Annotated in this window: 16 protein-coding genes; 10 read left to right on the forward strand and 6 right to left on the reverse strand. The window is 57.5% G+C overall.

All coding sequences use genetic code 11. From position 1 onward, the window contains the following. The first annotated feature begins 160 nt into the window (after positions 1–160). From SH139x_RS18985 to SH139x_RS18995, 3 genes are all read left to right on the forward strand, one after another. Complete coding sequence (locus SH139x_RS18985; protein ID WP_488351340.1) at positions 161–796, forward strand: riboflavin synthase; 636 nt, start codon at positions 161–163, stop codon at positions 794–796. After that, positions 754–1656, forward strand: coding sequence for a 16S rRNA (adenine(1518)-N(6)/adenine(1519)-N(6))-dimethyltransferase RsmA (gene rsmA / locus SH139x_RS18990; RefSeq protein WP_488351341.1), 903 nt, complete (start codon positions 754–756; stop codon positions 1654–1656). The genes SH139x_RS18985 and rsmA overlap by 43 nt, the downstream gene beginning before the upstream one ends. Positions 1657–1764: 108 nt before the next feature. Further along, on the forward strand, positions 1765–1983 hold the full coding sequence (locus SH139x_RS18995) for a hypothetical protein (protein WP_488351342.1): 219 nt from the start codon (positions 1765–1767) through the stop codon (positions 1981–1983). Between the two features lie 62 nt (positions 1984–2045). Here SH139x_RS18995 and SH139x_RS19000 read toward each other — a convergent pair whose 3' ends face one another. Further along, on the reverse strand, positions 2046–3743 hold the full coding sequence (locus SH139x_RS19000; RefSeq protein ID WP_488351343.1) for an AAA family ATPase: 1698 nt from the start codon (positions 3741–3743) through the stop codon (positions 2046–2048). 248 nt (positions 3744–3991) lie between these two features. Between SH139x_RS19000 and SH139x_RS19005 the strand changes: the two genes are divergently transcribed. Continuing rightward, on the forward strand, positions 3992–4978 hold the full coding sequence (locus SH139x_RS19005) for an acyl-CoA desaturase (RefSeq protein ID WP_488351344.1): 987 nt from the start codon (positions 3992–3994) through the stop codon (positions 4976–4978). Here SH139x_RS19005 and SH139x_RS19010 read toward each other — a convergent pair. From SH139x_RS19010 to ftsH, 4 genes are all read right to left on the reverse strand, one after another. Beyond that, positions 4975–5340 (reverse strand): hypothetical protein, encoded by a 366-nt coding sequence (locus SH139x_RS19010; protein WP_488351345.1) that lies wholly within the window; start codon positions 5338–5340, stop codon positions 4975–4977. The genes SH139x_RS19005 and SH139x_RS19010 overlap by 4 nt on opposite strands. Before the next feature lie 132 nt (positions 5341–5472). After that, positions 5473–6528, reverse strand: a complete 1056-nt coding sequence (gene mnmL / locus SH139x_RS19015; RefSeq protein WP_488351346.1) for a tRNA modification radical SAM protein MnmL/YtqA — start codon at positions 6526–6528, stop codon at positions 5473–5475. Between the two features lie 42 nt (positions 6529–6570). Continuing rightward, positions 6571–7941: a hypothetical protein gene (locus SH139x_RS19020; RefSeq protein ID WP_488351347.1), complete on the reverse strand. Its 1371-nt coding sequence runs from the start codon at positions 7939–7941 to the stop codon at positions 6571–6573. Positions 7942–8000: 59 nt separating this feature from the next. Then, positions 8001–10115: an ATP-dependent zinc metalloprotease FtsH gene (gene ftsH / locus SH139x_RS19025; protein WP_488351348.1), complete on the reverse strand. Its 2115-nt coding sequence runs from the start codon at positions 10113–10115 to the stop codon at positions 8001–8003. Between the two features lie 213 nt (positions 10116–10328). On the opposite strand from ftsH, the gene dxr reads away from it, so the two are divergent. The 6 genes from dxr (at position 10329) to SH139x_RS19055 (ending at position 17554) form a co-directional block, all read left to right on the forward strand. Further along, entirely contained in the window at positions 10329–11606 is a 1278-nt protein-coding gene (gene dxr, locus SH139x_RS19030; protein WP_488351349.1) for a 1-deoxy-D-xylulose-5-phosphate reductoisomerase, read from the forward strand. Between the two features lie 2 nt (positions 11607–11608). Continuing rightward, the gene (locus SH139x_RS19035) at positions 11609–13801 is read left to right on the forward strand and encodes a site-2 protease family protein (RefSeq protein ID WP_488351350.1); all 2193 of its coding nucleotides are present in this window, start codon (positions 11609–11611) and stop codon (positions 13799–13801) included. After that, positions 13794–14660, forward strand: a complete 867-nt coding sequence (locus tag SH139x_RS19040; protein ID WP_488351351.1) for a class I SAM-dependent methyltransferase — start codon at positions 13794–13796, stop codon at positions 14658–14660. The genes SH139x_RS19035 and SH139x_RS19040 overlap by 8 nt, the downstream gene beginning before the upstream one ends. After that, positions 14657–15616, forward strand: coding sequence for an ATP-dependent sacrificial sulfur transferase LarE (gene larE, locus SH139x_RS19045; protein WP_488351352.1), 960 nt, complete (start codon positions 14657–14659; stop codon positions 15614–15616). Before SH139x_RS19040 ends, larE begins: the two co-directional genes overlap by 4 nt. Further along, entirely contained in the window at positions 15613–17130 is a 1518-nt protein-coding gene (locus tag SH139x_RS19050; RefSeq protein ID WP_488351353.1) for a protein kinase domain-containing protein, read from the forward strand. The genes larE and SH139x_RS19050 overlap by 4 nt, the downstream gene beginning before the upstream one ends. A 94-nt stretch (positions 17131–17224) precedes the next feature. Further along, positions 17225–17554, forward strand: coding sequence for a Dabb family protein (locus SH139x_RS19055; RefSeq protein ID WP_488356049.1), 330 nt, complete (start codon positions 17225–17227; stop codon positions 17552–17554). 127 nt (positions 17555–17681) lie between these two features. Here the strand turns inward: SH139x_RS19055 and ispG are convergent, their stop codons facing one another. Then, entirely contained in the window at positions 17682–18818 is a 1137-nt protein-coding gene (ispG, locus tag SH139x_RS19060) for a (E)-4-hydroxy-3-methylbut-2-enyl-diphosphate synthase (RefSeq protein WP_488351354.1), read from the reverse strand. Positions 18819–18928: the final 110 nt, after the last annotated feature.

An 18928-nucleotide genomic window follows, 5' to 3' on the forward strand; every position in this document is an offset into this window, starting at 1 on the left:
CTCGTGCTAGGGCTCGTTCGCAGCACTCACCGCAGGTTACTCGCCATCGCTGGCCACTGTGAGTTACGAAAAACACCGAGCGAATCACTAACGAAACAATGTCGCGGCCAGTTGTTGCTCCCGTTGTGCAAATTGGGGGAAGTATCTACAGTGAATGGTTATGTTCACTGGACTTGTCGAAACGATGGGCCGCGTGGTCGCGGTTGTGCCTCAGCCTCCAGGTTGTCGCTTGGTGATTGACGCTGGCTGCGTGGCAGAAGACGCCCAACTGGGCGACAGTATCTGCGTCAACGGGTGCTGTTTGACGGTGGTCGAGATCAACGACTCGCGGCTTGCCTTTGAAGCCGGCGAGGAGACGCTTTCGCGGACTAACTTGGGCCGCTTGGCGGCTGGAGGTCAAGTCAACTTGGAACGTTCGTTGCGGGCCGGCGATCGTTTGGGGGGACATTACGTCACCGGACACATCGACGCAATCGGCCGATTGTTGCGTGAGGAAGCCGATCCCCCTTGGGCTAAACTTTGGTTTGAGGTTCCGCGGCAGTTGGCGCCACAGTTGGCATCCAAAGGGAGTGTGGCTGTCGACGGCGTTAGTTTGACGCTGGTCGACGTCAGTGACAAAGCGTTCAGCGTGGCTTTGATTCCCCACACGCTGGCCGTCACGACGCTGGGAAAATTGGCTGTTGGGGATCCCGTTAATCTCGAATCTGACGTGCTGGCAAAATATGTCGAACGTCAATTGCAGGCTCAATCTGGATGGAAAATCGACAAACCGTCAGCTACGTCGCGAACCGATTGAAAGCCGCTGGACTTCGGCCAGTCAACCGTTACGGGCAAAACTTTCTCGTCGATCTGAATCTCATTGATTTGATCGTGCGTTCCGCGGCGATTGAGCGCCACGACGTGGTGCTGGAAATCGGCACCGGAACGGGCTCGCTAACCGCTCGGCTGGCTCGCCGAGCGGGACAAGTTGTGACCGTCGAGATTGACGCCAACTTGGCCGAATTGGCTCGGCAAGAATTTTCCGACGCGCCGCACGTCACGCTGCTGCAACAAGATGCCCTGAAAAACAAAAACACACTGCATCCCTTGGTGCTGGAAACTGTCCGCGAGGCGATGGCTCGGATTGGCCCCGACGCGAAATTTAAACTAGTCGCCAACCTGCCCTACAACGTCGCCACGCCGATCATCAGCAATTTGCTCGACGACGACCCGATCCCCGATCGCATGGTGGTGACGATCCAAAAAGAGTTGGCCGAGCGGATTGTCGCCAAACCGGCGACCAAAGATTACAGCGCGCTGTCAGTCTGGATTCAAGCGCTCGCCCGCAGCCAGATCGTGCGGATTTTGCCCCCCTCGGTCTTCTACCCACGTCCCAAAGTCCAGTCGGCCATCATTCGCATCGATCCCGACCCGAAACTGCGGGCCAGACTGGTCGACGTCAAGTTTTTTCACCGCACGGTGCGAGCATTTTATTTTCACCGCCGCAAATTTCTCCGCAGCGTGGTAATGAGCGCGTTCAAAGGGGTGCTGGAGAAGGAAGTCGTCGATCAAGTGCTGGGCGAAGCGGGAATGCAGCCGACGACGCGAGCTGAGGAACTGTCGGTAAAACAGACAATCGATCTGGTCGAACGGTTGCGTCAAGCGGTCGCGGAATGATTTGCTAGCATTTTCTTGACACGCAGCGCAGAAAGTCAGATACTCGCGGTCTGTGGTTGGCAACGGACTGCCTGTTTCGTCAGTGCTCTCCCCGGGAGAATCGCCCCCGTGCCACGGTCAATTCTTGACGCAGTTCGCGACGGTCAATGGGACTTCGAACCGAAACCCCTGCCCAATTCGGCATTCGTGCCGACCAAAGCGTTGCCAGGTTCCGATGAGAAACTGAAAATCCTCTGCGACCGAGTTCGCCGAGGCCTGCCGCTGTGGCACCCCGAAGATCGCCGGTTTTACTCCACCGAGCAACTCGCGATCGTGCATTCGAGCTAACAGCCAAGATGAGCTGAAACCTGGGAAAGTCGTCTTTGCGGAGCGAAAGGCGACTTTGGACACTACGATTTTTCCACGTCGGCCCAACCCGTTTTGAACTCGGTTTGGCAATTGGGACATCGCAACCGGCAACCCAACATGCGGCCTTCCAGCTTGAGCCGTTTTTTGCAGTGCGTGCAGGCGGTCCGCAGGGTGTGAGCTTGCTGGATCAATTGCTCCAACTGATTGTCGGCGATGCCCGGCACGATGATATCCTCAGGCTCCAGAACCGACAGTAGTTCAGGAGTCAGCGGCGCGATGTCGGCGACCCGATCGGCCAGGCGGCGGACGCACTCCTCGAACGCGTTGCGAGCAAGTCGGCCGTTACCAAAATGTCGGTCTCGTTCGCGATGGAGTTCATCCAACCCGACCAGCAACCGGTGGCGGCTGGTTGGTGGCAAGCGAAAATGATTGGATTTGCACAGCAGCTCGAAAATCTGCCCCAAGTCGGCCGGTTGGTAATCTTCAAACTCGAGCTTGGTGTTGACCCGCGAGCTAAGCCCGGGGTTGCTGCGGATCATTTCGTCCATTTCCTCGGGATAGCCGGCCAAGATGACGACGATGCGATCGCGGTTATCTTCCATGCGTTTCAGCAAGATCTGAATCGCCTCGCGGCCGTACTGGTCATCCCCGCCACGATCGCTGATCAACGAATAAGCTTCATCGATAAACAGCACGCCATCGAGCGCCGAATCGATCAGTTTGTTGGTTTTGGCCGTGGTTTGCCCGGCATATTCGGCCACCAGCCCGGAGCGATCGGTTTCCACCAAATGGCCGCTCTTGAGAATTCCCATGGCACCCAGGATCTGCCCGACGATCCTCGCGACCGTTGTTTTGCCGGTCCCCGGATTGCCGACAAACGCCATGTGCAGACCAATCGGCATCGTCGGCAACCCGGCTTGTTCTCGCTGTCGCTGCAACCGCAAGAAATTAGTCAGCGAACGGACGCGTTCCTTAATCATCGACAAGCCAATCAGCTTTTCCAGTTCATCCGTCGCCTCCTGCAACCGCTCTTGGGGCGTTTTCTCGGGAGCCGGCTCGCGGTTTTTTCGCTGACTCCCGCCACTGGTTTTGCTAGCAACTGGGCCGATCCGCTCCTCAGCCTGCTGCTGTTGCATAGCGTTTTGGGAGTTCGAATTTGAGTTCGGTCGGCTGGCAGCCGCTCCGGGTAGGGTTTCATGAGGGAGAACCTGAGACCCGCAACTCAACACCGAGCCCCCCAAGGCCGCCGTGATGTCTTGTTGCAGTTGATGCAGAGCTTGACTTTCATCGGGGGTGGTCAAACCGTCGCATTTGGCAACTAAGTTTGCCAGCCGCATGACCACCGTTTCGACATGTCCAATTTTTTCATGCAGAGGTTCGTAAGCGACGAACGGCCGAACCAGTGTGCTCCAGTTCAGTGCGTCGGCTTGCGCCAGGATACTTTCGGCGGCTTCCCGCAGTGCCGAACCGCGGAGGCGTTCGTCCCAGAGGTGTTCGATCAGCAGCGTGCCGACGAACTTTTCCATGCCGGTCCAGCGATTGTCGCTGCGAATGATCTCGGTGTAGACCTTGATCAAAAGGCCACGATGGAGATCGTCCATCAAATCGACAAATCCGGCGGCGCGGTCACCCAGCAGTGTTTTGTGTCGCGAAACCAGCCACCTGCCGCTATCGACGTACAACTTTCGAGTATCACGCAGCACGCGACGCAGGTGGGGAGTCACTTCTTCTGGGGTCATTTGTTCACAGCAAGGGGTGCGTGTCGCGGAATAGAGCAGCCCGAAAAATGAGATTTTACATGGCTGTTACACATCGGTGCAGGGTCTGTGACAGGGCGCTTATTGAGAGTCGATATCATTGGAGACATGCCGTGTGGCACCCCGCCTTGACGCTCGCCCCAGCCAGGGCATGAAGCAAGAGTACAAAGGAGTCGGGGGCAGCGTTACTTTTACCACAATCCACTCCGTGGCTGCGAAGGATTCAAAAAATGGCAACCGTGCTAGAAAGCCCTACCAAGGGAAAAGGCGTCACGACAGGCGCTGAGAAGACCACCAAGAAGAGAGTCCAACCGACGCCGCGTACGAAAGCGGAGCGAATTCGCTGGAACGGTATCAACTGGGCCTCCCTGATCTGGTTGGCTGTTGCTCACGTGGGTCTGTTGTTTGCTATATCTACCTTTACTTGGCAAGCTCTGGTACTGACTTTCTTCCTGCACTGGGTCACCGGTGGCTTGGGGATTTGCCTCGGTTACCACCGCCTGTTAACGCACACTGGCATGCAAACCTATCGCTGGGTTCGCTATGCATTCGGCACACTCGGCATTCTAGCCGGTGAAGGCTCGCCGTTGGACTGGGTTGCCGATCACCGCAAACACCATCAATTGAGCGATTTGCCAGGCGATCCGCACTCGCCCCGCGACGGCTCCATTTGGAGTCACATATTCTGGATTGCCTTCTGCACTTACGACACCGACGCCGAGTCATACTGGAAGCGTTACTGCCCCGATTTGGCTCGTGACCCCGGTATGCGTCTGCTGCACAAACTGTTCTTGCCGCTGAACATTGCCATGGGCTGCGTACTGGGTGGAATTGGTTATGCGATCGGTGGTGGGCCAATGGCCGCTTCCTTCGTCGTCTGGGGCATGTTCGTGCGATTGATCTTCGTGCTGCACAGCACCTGGTTGGTGAACTCAGCTAGCCACATGTTTGGTTACAAGAACTACGAAACCACCGACGACAGCCGCAACAACTGGTTGGTCGCCCTCGTCACTTATGGTGAAGGCTGGCACAACAACCACCACGCTTATCCCCGCCTCGCTCGCCACGGGCACAAGTGGTGGGAAATCGATATGACTTACATGTTCATCCGCATGATGAAGGCGGTTGGCCTAGTCTGGGAAGTGGTTGATCTGGAGAAGGGCAAGCGGGGGAGCCAGGTTCGCGAAGTTGCCGAAGCGAGTAAATCGGCCAGCTAACTCGGTTCTTTGTTAGCCAATTGAAGATGCATCGCGACGGCGAAGCCCAGTAAAGTTACTGTGAGCGCCGTCGCGATTATCATTGGTAAGGGATAGAACTCGGCACCCGTGAACCACGCGAAGGCGTTTTGACCGACGCGAACTAGCGAACCGAGGCCACCAATCAATGCTAGCACAACAGCTCCCCGCAGCCACCAACGGCGACGGTGTGGATTGAGGCTAATGACACCGGCGATAAAGATCGGCACGCCAAACACCATGGGCACAAAGACGGTGGTAATCCGTCCGTTCGGCAAATTCAGCAGCAACAGAATAGTCGCCGCGCATAAACCAAGACCAAACGCGATGGTTGCCCGAGTCATTTCCGCCTACTTCGTCGAGATGTCCAGAGCTAACGATGCCGCCCCAGGCAAGCTCCCCGAAAGTGAAGGGACGCTTTCGCTGGCGGCCAGTTTGGCAACAGAAAAATAGAAGCGCAAAGCGTACTGCTTTCCTCACTCGCTGGGGAGGCGTAGCACCGGCAACTTGCGACGGCTAGCCACTTTGTTGCGGACCGCGTCCGGGGTTTGATCGAGCGGACGACGGGCGGCCGGAGCGAACGCGGGGTCAGCCTCAGCCAACGCCCGTGATCCCTGACGCGTTCCCCGGCGGCGAAATTCGGCTTCGATGTCGATTCGCACCGAGGATTTCTCGCGACACCAGGCGGGAGCAATCAAAAAGCCGCTGGGAGCCTCCCCGCTGACCCGTTCGACGATCATTTCAGGGGGCATCAGTTCGAGAAAATCAACCACCGTTTGGATGTAACTCTCCCGCTCCATCAATTCAAGTTCGCCAGCGAGCACGGCATCACCCAGTGGCGTACCATGCACGGCGTAAAGGTTATGCAGCTTGATCGCCGCGGGGCGGAGGCGAGCCACTTCCACCGCCGTTGCCATCATGTCGGCGTGGGTTTCCCCCGGAATGCCCAAAATTACGTGGGCGCAAGTCTCGAATCGTCTCCCCCGGCTGCGATCCATGGCGTCCACCATTGCCGCATGGTCATGGGCACGATTCATCCAGTCCAAACCGGCTTGATGAATGGTCTGCATGCCGTATTCCAACGACACATACCGGTCGGCCGCCAGTTCGTCGATCAGATCCAAAACGTCATCGGGAACGCAGTCGGGGCGAGTGCCGATCGCCAACCCCACGACCGCTTCGTGCTGGACAGCCGCCGTGAACAGTTCTTCCAATTGATCGACCGGCGCGTAGGTGTTGGTTGCCGGTTGGAAGTAGGCGATAAACCCTTGGACGTTACCGTAACGCTGCCGCACGTTTTCAATACCGGCCTCTAATTGAGTCAACACCGACTTCAAGCGGACCCGGCGACTGGGGCTGAACGAGCGGTTGTCACAAAAGACGCAGCCGCCGCGAGCCAACGTGCCATCGACGTTCGGACAAGTGAACCCAGCATCAATGCTTACCCGCTGGACTCGCCCACCAAACCGCCGGCGGAGCGCCGCACCGTAGGCGTTGAAATAGGCTTCCGTTTCGGTCCAGGCAAGGCTCAAAGGTCTGATCGCTTATAAAAATGAATGGTGACGAAACAGCGGTTAAGCCGTCTGCAAGACTTCGCGGATATCGAGCAAATGCAGTTGGCGACCTTGCTGGTGGGGACTATCGATGATCACCGTCTGCCCGTCGTTGCTCGAGCGGGGATGCGTGTCGCAACGCCACTCCCCAGCGTACGCGGCCGGCGAGGGGAAATGTCCCAGCACGACTCTGCGGTTGGATGGTTCATGATACAAGTACACCGTCTGACGCCGATCTTGGCGAGAAGGATAAGTATCATTGAGAATCCAGTCACTGTAGGGCGCGGGCAAATAAGTGTTATGACCATTTTGAGTCATCACCTGCGGTCCCACCGGTTCAAAATCCTGAGTGCGGTCGGTCATGCGGTAAAAGCCCGAGGGCTGCCCGGCGGGGCGAGTCCACATCGTCACCCGTTGAGAGTCGTCCCAAATAAAGTGCGAGGTGTACCCAGAGGGATCCAAGACAAACAAATCAGAACCGTCAGGGTTGGCCGTGAACATTCGCGTGACAAAGCCGCCCTTAAACTGCAACGTTTGCGGATCGAAATCGGGGCGATAACGATGCAAAAAGACAAAGCGATCGCCGCTGGGGTTGATTAACAAATGATTGAAATAATGCCAAGCCGATTGGTGGCGTTCCCCATCGGGCCAAGCGATTTTGCTGACGTCGGCGAGTGACACAATCAGGCGACTTTCGCCCGTTTGCAAATCGATTCGCCAAATGCCCGCCTCTTCGGGAGCCCGCTCGGCAACATGCGGATCGGCCAACCCGGAGTAGCCGTAACCGGGCCGCAAGTTGTTAATCCTGCGAAAGTCGGCGCTGAGCCCGTAACGACCGTCGGGCGACACGGTGTAGATCGGCCGAGAAAACATTTTAGTTGTGCCACTGTCGAGGTCTTTCAAGTGGCAGACAAATTGGTCTCCCTGGCGGTCATTCCAGAGCACGCGTCTACTTGGCCCACCGCCCTGCCCCAGTCCGCCGACCCACTGCAACATGCAACCTTGCTGCCAACCCCAAGCTGACGAGGAGCCGATATCGGTCCAGCGGTCTCCATTTTGCAAGTCGACATAACCGACTCGAATCGTATCGGCGGCGGTCGGTGAGCGTCCTTCAAAATCAACTTGATTACTCAGCACCAAGCGGTTATCCGAATCGAACTCTCGCTTATCGTAGTAGCCAAACCAATGATGCAGCGGACCGTGAGTCAACTGGCGATGAGGCACGAACGTTTCCAACGCACCCAATTCTTCAGCAGCGAGCTCGGCAGCCGTATGCGGGTTGTTGGCGGACCACGCGGGCGTCGCCGACCAGGGCGCAGCGGCGGCGGTCAAACCGACGGTCGAAGCGGCAGCGGTGGCGGAGAGAAACTTGCGGCGTGGTAACAACGTCATCACTGATTCCTGTGAGCAGCAAATTGGCCGCCTCGCGGCTACGGGTATTTGCGAGGAGTCTAAATCTGACCTTCCGCGGGCGGTACGACTTCGGGCGGGGCCTGAGTTTTGGGCAACTTGGCCCGCTGCGTCGACTTGGACGATTTTTCGCTTCCCGGCACCACGCGGGGACCAGGCGAGTGTTTCTCGATCAGTTCCATCAACACTTCGCCGTTGATCTGCTCGACTTCGAGCAACCGCTGCGTGATCGCTTCTAGCGCGTCGCGACGTTGCAACAAGATCTCTGAGGTTTGCCGCAACGCTTCATCGAGAATGCGGGTCACTTCTTGGTCGATCTCGCGGGCAGTTTCTTCGCTGTGCATGCGAATGGCTGAGGGATCGCCGCCGCCGGCCAAAAATGCCGATTTATTGCTTTCACGAAAATTGACCCGTCCCATGCGGCTCATGCCGTAATCCATCACCATGCCGCGAGCGATCGCCGTGGCTCGTTCCAAATCGTTTTGCGCTCCGGTGCTGATGTCGTCAAAGACCAATTCCTCGGTCAGCGTCCCGGCCAACAGGACTCGAATCTGACTCTCCAGTTCCGTTTTGGTCATCAGGTAACGATCCCCCTCGGGACGCTGCATCGTGTATCCGAGCGCCGCGATCCCGCGGGGAATGATGGAAACTTTGTGGACTTGATCGGTATTGGGCAGCGCGTAGGCGACCAGCGCGTGCCCCGCTTCGTGATAGGCAACGCGGATCTTTTCGTCCTCGTTCATCACTCGTTTCTTTTTCTCCAAACCAGCCGTGACCCTCTCGACCGCTTCGTTAAACTCCACAATTGAGACCGATTTTTTGTCACCGCGAGCCGCCAGTAAGGCAGCTTCGTTGACCAGGTTTTCCAGATCGGCGCCGACGAAACCGGTCGTGATCGAGGCAATTTCCTTGAGTTGGATCGCGCCGTCGAGTTTCACGTTCTTGACGTGCACCTTGAGAATATCCTCGCGACCAGCCGCATCGGGACGATCGACCAAGACGTGACGGTCAAAGCGACCGGGACGCAGCAAAGCCGGATCAAGGGTTTCGGGACGGTTGGTGGCGGCGATCACGATCACCGATGAGGTGGAATCGAAACCATCCATTTCGACCAACAGAGCGTTGAGTGTTTGTTCGCGTTCGTCGTGCCCACCGACCACGCTGCCGCTGCGACTTTTTCCCAGGGCATCGAGTTCGTCGATGAAGATGATGCAAGGCGAGCGGCTGATCGCTTGCTGGAACATGTCGCGCACGCGAGCGGCTCCGACACCGACGAACATTTCAACAAAATCGCTCCCCGAGAGGCTAAAGAAGGGCACACCCGCTTCGCCGGCAATCGCCCGGGCGAGCAATGTTTTGCCGGTGCCGGGTGGGCCCACCAACAGGACGCCTTTGGGAATCCGCCCGCCCAGTTTTTGGTACTTGTCGGGGCTCCGTAAGAAGTCGACCACCTCGCGAACTTCCTCCACCGCCTCTTCGATACCGGCGACATCATCAAAAGTCACCGGTGTTTCGTTCTCCGCGTACAATTTGCCGCGGCTCCGCGAGAATGCCATCGGCGAGCCCACACCGCTGACTCGCCTGAGCATCATAAAACCAAACCCGATCAAGACGGCGATCATGATCAGGGTGAGGCCGTAATCGGCGAAGAAGGTCGACGCTTGGTGAGAATCCCACAGAATACGATTCTCATTGAGCAGCGCGATTAACTTTTGCTCTTCCGCTTCGTTGCGAAACGTGCGCCGCGTTTCAAATTGAACCTCGGTCGGCTCCCGCGAAGTGGTACCATCGGCGTTCAATTGTCGCCAAAAGACGGTGCCAAGAATCTCCTCTTCGGTTACCTGCAAATTGTTGGGGCGGCTGTATTCGATGCGAATTTCAGGATTCGAGGTGCTGGGAACGACAATGGTCCCGTCAGCAATCCCGTCCAAGGGGATGGGCAAGCCTTCGACAGCCAATTCGCGGCTACCCCACGACTCGTAGCGTGTCTCTTCGACCAGACGCAATAAATCGGGATAGCGAATGCGACGGGTGCTGGAGGAGAATAAAAATGCAATTGCCGCGACCGCCAAGCCGACAGCCACCAGCACCCAGATAATTCCCGCACTATTACGTTCTTGATTGGAGCCGGAGTTGCGTCGCTGGTCTTCAGTCATTGTTCCTGAGGGGCTTTAATTCCCCTCTTTCCTTGGTTGACTCGAGCGGATGTGGGTTGCGAATTTGAGCAGGGCGGACCTACAATCAGCGGGTGAACAGCGGGAATCCGCGTCCAGCCGGCAAGATCACCGCAGCTGGAACCCTGGCAGCCTTGCCCAAAATTGTACTCCATTGTTTGACAGAATCCGATAACCGGCAACCAGGATCCACAAATGATTGGTCGCACAGTGGCGGTGCTCGGAGCGACCGGTAGCATCGGTCAAGCGACGATCGATGTGGTGGAACAGCTGGGACCGCCTTGGAATATTCAGGCAATTTCCGCACATTGCCGCATTGCCGAGTTACACGCGATCGCCGCTCGCCATTCCCCACGCCGGGCAATTATTTCCGGTTCTTCGGGGGAAAACGATTTTTTTCAAGAAAATTCGTCCAGCGGCAAGCAGCATGACCGCACCGCCGCCGATCGCCGCTTGGCTTGGCCGGCAGGCTGCGAATTGCTCTCCGGCCCCGACGGACTATTAGCCGCCGCGACGGCCGAGGAAGTCGATGTGGTTGTCGCCGCGATTGTCGGGCGAGCCGGTGTGGAGAGCACTTTGGCTGCATTGCAAGCCGGAAAACGAGTCGCTTTAGCCAACAAAGAGACGCTGGTGTGCGCTGGCTCGGTGGTCGAAACGTTGCTGTACGGAAACGCCGACAAGGATCGAGCTGCAAATAAAACCGGGCCGACGGCTTGGCGACCCCTAGCCGGGCCTCGCCTGTTGCCGGTCGACAGCGAGCATTCGGCGATCTTCCAGTGTTTAGAGACAGCCCGTGACACTCAGCGAAGTTGCGAGCGGCTGATTTTGACCGCCAGCGGTGGTCCTTTTCGCACCTGGACATACAATCAGATGCGGGAAGCGACGGTGGCTCAGGCGCTAAAGCACCCGACTTGGGAGATGGGGAAAAAAATCAGCATTGATTCCGCCACGATGATGAACAAGGCGTTGGAGATCGTGGAAGCCCGCTGGTTATTCGGGATGCCAGCCGAGTCGCTGGAAGTCGTCGTGCATCCCCAATCGATCGTACACTCGTTGGTGGAGTTTATTGACGGTTCAATTCTGGCTCAGCTTTCGCCCCCCGACATGCGGTTGCCGATTCAATACGCTTTAACTTATCCGGAGCGTTTACCATGCCCGGCGGCCAGGTTGGATCGAACCAAAAGCTGGGAACTGACGTTGCAACCGGTAGACCGCGAACTTTTTCCGGCCATTAGCCTTGGATTTGAAGTGGCAAAAGCGGGTGGAACTGCGGGATCTGTGGTAAATGCCGCGAATGAAGCTGCGGTCGACCTATTCTTGGAAGAGCGAATTCGTTTTACTGACATTGTACCGGCCTGTCGCACGGTATTGGAAAATCACACATTTGAGGCGCGGCCCAGCTTGGAACGGCTTTTGGAGCTGGACCAATGGGCCCGTGCGGAGGTACGGCGGTGGAGTTCTCGCAAGAGTTAATCATGTCGAATTTGTTCGGGGCAACCGAACCAACCCTGCTCAGCTGGCTAGGCGAGAAGGTTTGGATTTGGTCGGCCGTGGCGCTCGGCATCGGGTTTGTAATTTTCGTGCACGAGCTGGGGCACTTTTTGGCAGCCAAATTATTTGGCGTGAAAGTCGAAAAGTTCTATGTCGGGTTCGATGTGCCAATTCGCATTTTTGGCATCCAGCTGCCCCGCACCTTCGGGAAATTCCGCTGGGGTGAGACGGAGTACGGGATCGGTGTGATCCCGCTGGGCGGTTACGTGAAGATGCTCGGTCAAGACGACGATCCGCGCCGGGCTGCTGAGGAACGCGAGCGAATTCGCACTGCCAACCAAGCGTCCGACGTCGATGCGGACGAACCGGCGGAAGCTTACGAGCTCGATCCGCGCAGTTATCCGGCCAAAACCGTATGGCAGCGGATGATCATCATCAGCGCTGGCGTGGTGATGAATTTGCTCACCTCCGTGTTATTTGCGGCCATCGCATTCGGGATGGGCGTCAAATACACACCCGCCGTGGTGGGCAACACCGTGGCTGGATATCCCGCATGGGAAGCTGGCGTGGAGCCGGGCGGACGCGTCGTTTCGGCTGGCCGCATCGAAGGGGATGAGAAACTGCATTTCATGGACATGACCGGCGAAATCATGCTGGCCACTTTGTCCAATCCCGGCAAACCGGTCGAGATCGCGGTGCGTTATGACGATGGCGAACGGGGCTACCAACTGCTGCCCCGCCCCTCCGCGACGAACCCTGACCAGAAATTGATCGGCATCGGCATGTCGCAATCGGCGAACGTGGGCGACATACCGATCATCTTTCCCAACTCGGTTGCCGCCGATGTGTTGGATGATTCGATCGCCGGCGCCCAATTGGTCGCAGTCGACGGCGAGAAAATTGAAGTCGATCCGGTCGTCGGTGCACCCCTGGCGGAAACCTACTATCGCCACTTGGCCGCTCGTCGCGATCAACCCGTGGTGTTGAAGTTCGAGCTTGTCGATGGTTCGACGCGGGACGTGACGCTGCCGCCGCAAGCTTACAAGTCATTCGGTTTTGATTTCACGGTCGGTCCCGTCGCGGGGCTGGTCAAAGATGGTCCAGCGGAAACGGCGGGAATCGAGCGTGGTGATCGGATTGTCGGCTTTGGCGCCGAAAAACAACCAGTCGATGCTTACGGACTGCCCGGCATGGTGGCCGATAGCGCTGGTTCGATCGTGTTGCATGTGGAGCGTGGCAGCGGAGAGAGTTTAGAACAACTGGAGCTGACGATTCCCAAGTCGGAAAATCTGATTTCTCATAATCCGCTAGCCGAGGGTAGCGGTCAGATCGAACTGCAATCCTTGGGGCTGACCTATCAACCGCTCCCCACCGTTGTCTCGCCGACCACCGGCGCGTTGGCAGCTGAACAGCCCGTGGAATCTGTTCAGATTGGGGAGTCGATGCAGGCTGGGGACAGGATCAAGCGGGTTGCCGTGAAGTGGCCGCAAGACAAGCGTCCCGAGGCGCTGGCGGCTCAGTTGGAAGATGGTTTTCTCAATCCTTACAACGTTGAAAAGCTGGAAGAAGGCTGGGAAATTGGCCCCGACGCAACGTTAGTTAGCTTGTTGTACGAAATGCAACGACTCCCCGCGGGGACTCAATTCAAAATCACCGCGGAACGTGGCGAAGGTGGTACGATCGTGACCGCGGACGCGACGTTAACGGCCAGCAATGGTTATTGGTATGAGCGAGGTTTCGATCTCCCCAAAGTCACTCTGACCCATAACTCGGAGTCTGTCGGCGAGGCCTTCGCTTTGGGATTGCGAGAATCGAAACGCAAGGTCTCGGACGTGTTCGGGTTCTTGCAAATGAGCTTTACCGGCAAGCTGAGCCGCAAGAATGTGGGCGGTCCGGGAGTGATCGCGTACATGGCCAGCACGGCTGCTTCGGTTGGATTTTCGCAACTGCTGTTGTTCCTGACTTTGCTGAGCGTCAATTTGGCGATCCTTAACTTCCTGCCGATACCGGCGCTCGATGGCGGTCACATGGTCTTTTTGATTGCCGAGGCGGTGCGTGGCAAGCCGGTGGATGAGGAAATCCAGGCGCGGGTCACCATGGCTGGCGTGTTGTTGATTCTCGCCTTGATGTTTTTCGTGATCATCAACGATGCGATGAATTTAACTGGCCGTGGCTAAGCCCCCTACGTGCGACTATCGGCTTGTCGACTTTGGCGAAGGACGGAAGCTGGAGGCGATCGGTGACTACCTCATCGATCGCCCTTCACCGGCGGCGTGGGGATCGCTGATGAGGCTGCCCGAGCGTTGGCAGGAAGCGGCAGCGGCCTTTTATCGCGGTGCGGGGCAACGGGTCTGGAGCTATCAACAGTCTTGGCCGGAACCGGCATATATCGATTGCGGATCGTTCGTGATCGCCACGCGGCCGACCCCTTTTGGTCACATAGGCTTGTTCCCCGAGCAGCGTGTCAGTTGGGAGTGGATTGACCACCAAGTCCGCGAGTTGGGAGAGTGCCGTGTGCTCAACTTGTTCGCTTACACGGGTGCCAGCAGTTTGGCAGCCGCGGCGGCGGGAGCAGCGGTAACGCATGTCGATGCCGCGCGACCGCACATCGAAGCGGCTCGCGAGAACGCCCAGCTGTCCGGATTGGAGCGGGCCGAAATTCGTTATATCATTGACGATGTGAGAAAATATGTGGCTCGAGAAATTCGGCGGCAAAAGCGGTACAATTTGATAATTCTCGACCCACCTGCTTATGGCCATGGCAGCCGTGGGCAAACTTGGCGGCTGGCGAGAGATTTGTGGCCATTACTGACACAGTGTTTTTCGTTGTTGCCCGCCTCGGGCGGAACGCTGCTGCTGTCGGGGCACTCACCCGATGTCGGCCCCCCTGAAATTGACCGTTGGCTGCTGCGACAATACGGCGGGCGAGCGACGGCGACCAGCCAATCGCTTGGTTTAACCGACCAAGCCGGCCGCTTTCTCGACGCCGGTTTCCAGGCCCGCATAACTCTTCATCCAACCTCCGAAGTGGAATGATGCCGGAAACCGTCCCCGCCGCTGCGAACAGCAGGCTAAACCAGGCTGCAGAGGCAAGCACTGCAGAGTTGCCAGAAGATCACGCGGCGGTGAATGTCGCTTCGGCTGAGCAGTTGGCAGAGCAATTAGTCAGGCGGCTAGCCGGCTACGGCAGCGTGTTAGTCGCCTTCTCCGGGGGCGTCGACAGCACCGTGGTAGCCGCGGCGGCTGCGCGAGGTCTAGGTGAACAGGCGATGGCGGTAACTGCCGCCAGTCCCAGCGTTTCGAGTTACCAGCTCGACTGGGCCCGGCGTTGCGCCAGCGAAATCGGAATTCGCCACCAAGTCGTGCAGACGGGTGAAACGGATCGCCCCGAGTATCAACGTAATGACACCGATCGCTGTTATTATTGCAAGCAATCGCTCTACGGCACCCTGCAAGATGTCGCTCGTCAAGCGGGATTTGGCGTGATCGCCAGCGGGACCAATTTGGATGACTTGAGCGATTATCGTCCCGGCTTGCGGGCCGGGGACGAAGCGGAAGTGGTCACGCCGCTGGCCGATTTGAAACTGGGCAAGTCGCAAGTCCGCGCGATCGCCCAGCTGTGGGGTCTAAGTAATTGGGATCTCCCCGCGGCGCCCTGTTTAGCCAGCCGGTTGGTCTACGGCGTGAGCGTCACTCCTGCTCGCTTGGCAATGGTCGAACGGGCGGAAAGTTGGCTTCGACAGCAAGGCCTGACTGATTTGCGAGTAAGATACCACGAAGGGGATTTAGCGCGGATCGAAGTGCCTTTGGCGGAACTGTCTCGTCTCACCGAGTCAGCTGTAGCGGCCGAGCTGGTTTCCACGTTTACTGAACTGGGGTTTCGCAATGTTGCGCTCGATTTGGCTGGGTTGCGGAGCGGGAACCTGAATGACGGCCACTCAATAACCCTCAGCCGAAATAACGTTGTCCAGATCAATGTGACCCCGAAATGAACGACTCCCACGACCACCATTCCCCGGCGGACATCACTCGCAGCGACTTGACTGGTCGCACGATCGGTGATTTGCAGATCCTCAAGCGGCTTGGCCGCGGCGGCATGGCTGACGTGTACGTGGCCAATCAAGTCACACTGGGCCGGCGGATCGCGTTGAAAGTGTTGCGGCGTGATTTAGCCCGCGATCCCAGCTACGTAGAGCGTTTTCGTCGTGAGGCGCGGGCCGCGGCTGGTCTCAGCCACCCTAACATTGTGCAGATTTACGAGGTCGGCTGCCTCGACAAAATGCATTATATCTCCCAAGAATTCGTCGACGGAGTGAACTTGCGGCAACAGCTCGATCGCACCGGACCGCTGACCGGCGATCAGGCGGTGGTGGTCTTGCAAAGCGTTGCTGAGGCGCTCGTTGCCGCTTCGGATGCCGGGATCACGCACCGCGACATCAAGCCCGAAAATATCATGATCAGCCGTCGCGGCGAGGTCAAAGTGGCCGACTTCGGTTTGGCAGCCGTGACGCGTGGCGAAGGACAAACTGATCTGACTCAAGTCGGCATGACGATGGGCACGCCGCTGTACATGAGTCCAGAGCAAGTCCAAGGAGCAGGAGTCGACGTCCGCAGCGATCTCTATTCGCTGGGAGTGACCATGTATCACCTGCTGGTCGGACGCCCACCTTTCGAGGCCGACACGCCGCTGGCATTGGCGGTCAAGCATCTGCACGAAACGGCCCAGCCGATCGAAGCGGCTCGTCCGGTGCATGATCTACCCAGCTGGCTCTGCCAGGCGATCGAAAAGCTGATGGAGAAATCGCCTGACAAACGCTTTCAAAGCCCGCAATCGCTGAGCCAGTTCCTGCACAGCTCAATGTCCGAAGAGGGGCCGATCGGCGATGCAACCGCGACGCTGACGAGTAAAATTGATGCCACCAAGACGCTCCAGCGTTTGATGCAAGTCGAATCTGGCGAACCGGCAAAGCGGCGTGCTGGATGGCGTCTCGGGTTGCTGGTCTTGCCGCTGTTGGCAATCGTGCTCGGTCTCTGGTTGGGCCGACCGGCGGAAACGCGACAACTTAGCGACGCTTTGCAGTCCGATTTGGAAGTCCGAGAGTTTCCCACCATCGAAGAACAATACTTGGAAGGGGCTCGGCTGAACGAGCCGGAGGGTTGGCAAAAAGTGGCAGAGGTCTTCCCCCCGGCGGAGAGCCCTGTCAACGCGGCTTACGCGGCCAAATCTGCGATCCAACTAGCTCGCCTATACCGAGCGCGACAACAGTATCAATCGGCCGAGCGAACGTTAAATCAGTTGCTGGCTGATCCCGACCTGTCCTCGCTGTACCGCGGCATCGCCTTGTACGAACTGATGCTGACACAGGAGGAGCGTGGTGAAAAAACAACCGCCGCCGAGACGAAAACCCAGCTCCGTCGAACTTACAAAGCGTTGCAATCTTCGCCAAATAAACAGAGAATATTTGAGGAAGTCGTTCGCGACGAAGATTTACTGCGTTCCCTATAAACCCCTGGATACCATCGTGTCTAAACTGACCCGCCTGATTCCCGCCCTGATCATCGCCGCCCTGGTGATTCCCGCCCTCTTACCCAGTTTCGCCATGTCCGACACCGATAGCGAGCAAAAGCTACTTCGCCACGTCGTGATGTTCAAGTTCAAGGACACTTCGAGCGATGCCGACGTGGAAAAAGTCGTCAACGAATTTCGCGCCTTGCCGAGCAAAATCTCCGAGATTCACTCGTTCGAGTATGGTACCGACAACAGCCCCGAAAAATTGGCTGATGGGTTTACTCATTGCTTCCTCGTGACTTTCAAGAGCGAAGCCGATCGGGCTGCCTATTTGCCTCACGAAGCTCACACCGCTTTCGTCGAGGTTCTGAAACCGCACCTCGATAAAGTGATGGTGATCGATTATTGGGCTCAGCAATAAGCCGCCTCGCGCCAGCGTGCGGTTTCCATCAGCCGCAACGCGCCAGCGTGCGGTTTCCCGGACAGCAATAAGCCGCCTCGCGCCAGCGTGCGGTTTCCATCAGCCGCAACGCGCCAGCGTGCGGTTCTCAGCTCGTCTTAGTGGCGATGATGGCGTCGAGTTCTTCGCGGAGCTTGGGTAGGATGTCATCATACGTAAAGCTGCCGACCAGTTCGGTGCCACGTTTCAGATTGACCCGATTGGGACCACACCAAAGTCCCAAATCGGCGTCATCCGTTTCGCCCGGGCCATTCACTCGACATCCCATCACGGCAATCGTGATGGCGTAGTTTTTCGCGAATTCAGTCATCTGCTTGACATTCGCTGCCAAATCGACGAAGGCCTCGTTTTCGACGCGTGAACAACTGGGACAGCTGATAATATTCAAGCCGTCCGTGTTGAATTTGACCACGCTGCGGACGCGTCCCTGGGCAATGTCGTCGAGAATTTCCAAACCGGCGACAACCTCTTCGGGCTTCCGCGAGTTGGGCAGCGTCAAGGAGACGCGAATCGTGTCGCCAATACCTTTGCCAATCAATTGCTCAAAAGCGATTCTTGTTTTCACAATCCCGTCGGGCGGCATGCCCGCTTCGGTCACCCCGAGGTGCAAGGGGATATCGGGTCGTAACTCGGCGAACCGGCGATTGACCTCCACGACTTTGGACGGATCACTGTCTTTGAGCGAAACAACGAATTGGTCAAACCCAATCGACTCGACAAACTCGCAGTGCTCAATGGCACTTTCCAGCATCGGTGTGATCGAATCATCAGCCGCGTATTTAGCCTTCTTAGCCGGATCGACACTGCCACAGTTAACGCCAATTCGCACGGCACATTGGTTTGCCGCCGCGCAGTCGATAATGAAGCGAACTTTATCTTGCCAGGGGCGATCTTTCTGGTGGTGATACAGGTGCCCCGGGTTGTAGCGGATTTTATCCACGTGGGGAGCGACCAGTTCGGCAAGCTTAAAATTCTCTTGCAAATCGACCGCTAAATTTGCGGTCGTTTGGCGGCGAATTTCAGCCAAAGCTTGGGCATCTTTTTCACTGTCCACCGCCACGCGAACCACACCGGCACCGGCGGCTCGCAGCGCTTCGGCTTGCTCCACCGTGGCGTCAATATTCTGTGTCTTCGTCGCCGTCATACTTTGCGCGGCGATTGGATGAGCGGCACCAATTTGAATCGTGCCGATGGCAACCGAGCGAGTCGGGTTCCGCTGAATCATGGCTGTCCGTTCCTGGATGTTACTTCGGGGGCCTTACCATACCGTACCTCCGCATCTCAGTGTAGACACCCGGGTATCCTCTGGGCAGGCTGGCAGCCGATTAATTCGCG

Source organism: Kothea flammea (assembly GCF_052161645.1).
In the GTDB taxonomy this organism is placed as follows: Bacteria; Planctomycetota; Planctomycetia; order Pirellulales; family Pirellulaceae; genus Laterigemmans.

Coding starts and splice junctions, on each gene's coding strand:
- SH139x_RS19055 (WP_488356049.1), top strand. CDS start 17,225: ATGTCCGACACCGATAGCGAGCAAAAGCTACTTCGCCACGTCGTGATG.
- SH139x_RS19050 (WP_488351353.1), top strand. CDS start 15,613: ATGAACGACTCCCACGACCACCATTCCCCGGCGGACATCACTCGCAGC.
- SH139x_RS19000 (WP_488351343.1), bottom strand. CDS start 3,743: ATGACCCCAGAAGAAGTGACTCCCCACCTGCGTCGCGTGCTGCGTGAT.
- SH139x_RS19020 (WP_488351347.1), bottom strand. CDS start 7,941: ATGACGTTGTTACCACGCCGCAAGTTTCTCTCCGCCACCGCTGCCGCT.
- ispG (WP_488351354.1), bottom strand. CDS start 18,818: ATGATTCAGCGGAACCCGACTCGCTCGGTTGCCATCGGCACGATTCAA.
- ftsH (WP_488351348.1), bottom strand. CDS start 10,115: ATGACTGAAGACCAGCGACGCAACTCCGGCTCCAATCAAGAACGTAAT.
- rsmA (WP_488351341.1), top strand. CDS start 754: ATGGAAAATCGACAAACCGTCAGCTACGTCGCGAACCGATTGAAAGCC.
- SH139x_RS18985 (WP_488351340.1), top strand. CDS start 161: ATGTTCACTGGACTTGTCGAAACGATGGGCCGCGTGGTCGCGGTTGTG.
- SH139x_RS19035 (WP_488351350.1), top strand. CDS start 11,609: ATGTCGAATTTGTTCGGGGCAACCGAACCAACCCTGCTCAGCTGGCTA.
- larE (WP_488351352.1), top strand. CDS start 14,657: ATGATGCCGGAAACCGTCCCCGCCGCTGCGAACAGCAGGCTAAACCAG.
- SH139x_RS19010 (WP_488351345.1), bottom strand. CDS start 5,340: ATGACTCGGGCAACCATCGCGTTTGGTCTTGGTTTATGCGCGGCGACT.
- dxr (WP_488351349.1), top strand. CDS start 10,329: ATGATTGGTCGCACAGTGGCGGTGCTCGGAGCGACCGGTAGCATCGGT.
- SH139x_RS19005 (WP_488351344.1), top strand. CDS start 3,992: ATGGCAACCGTGCTAGAAAGCCCTACCAAGGGAAAAGGCGTCACGACA.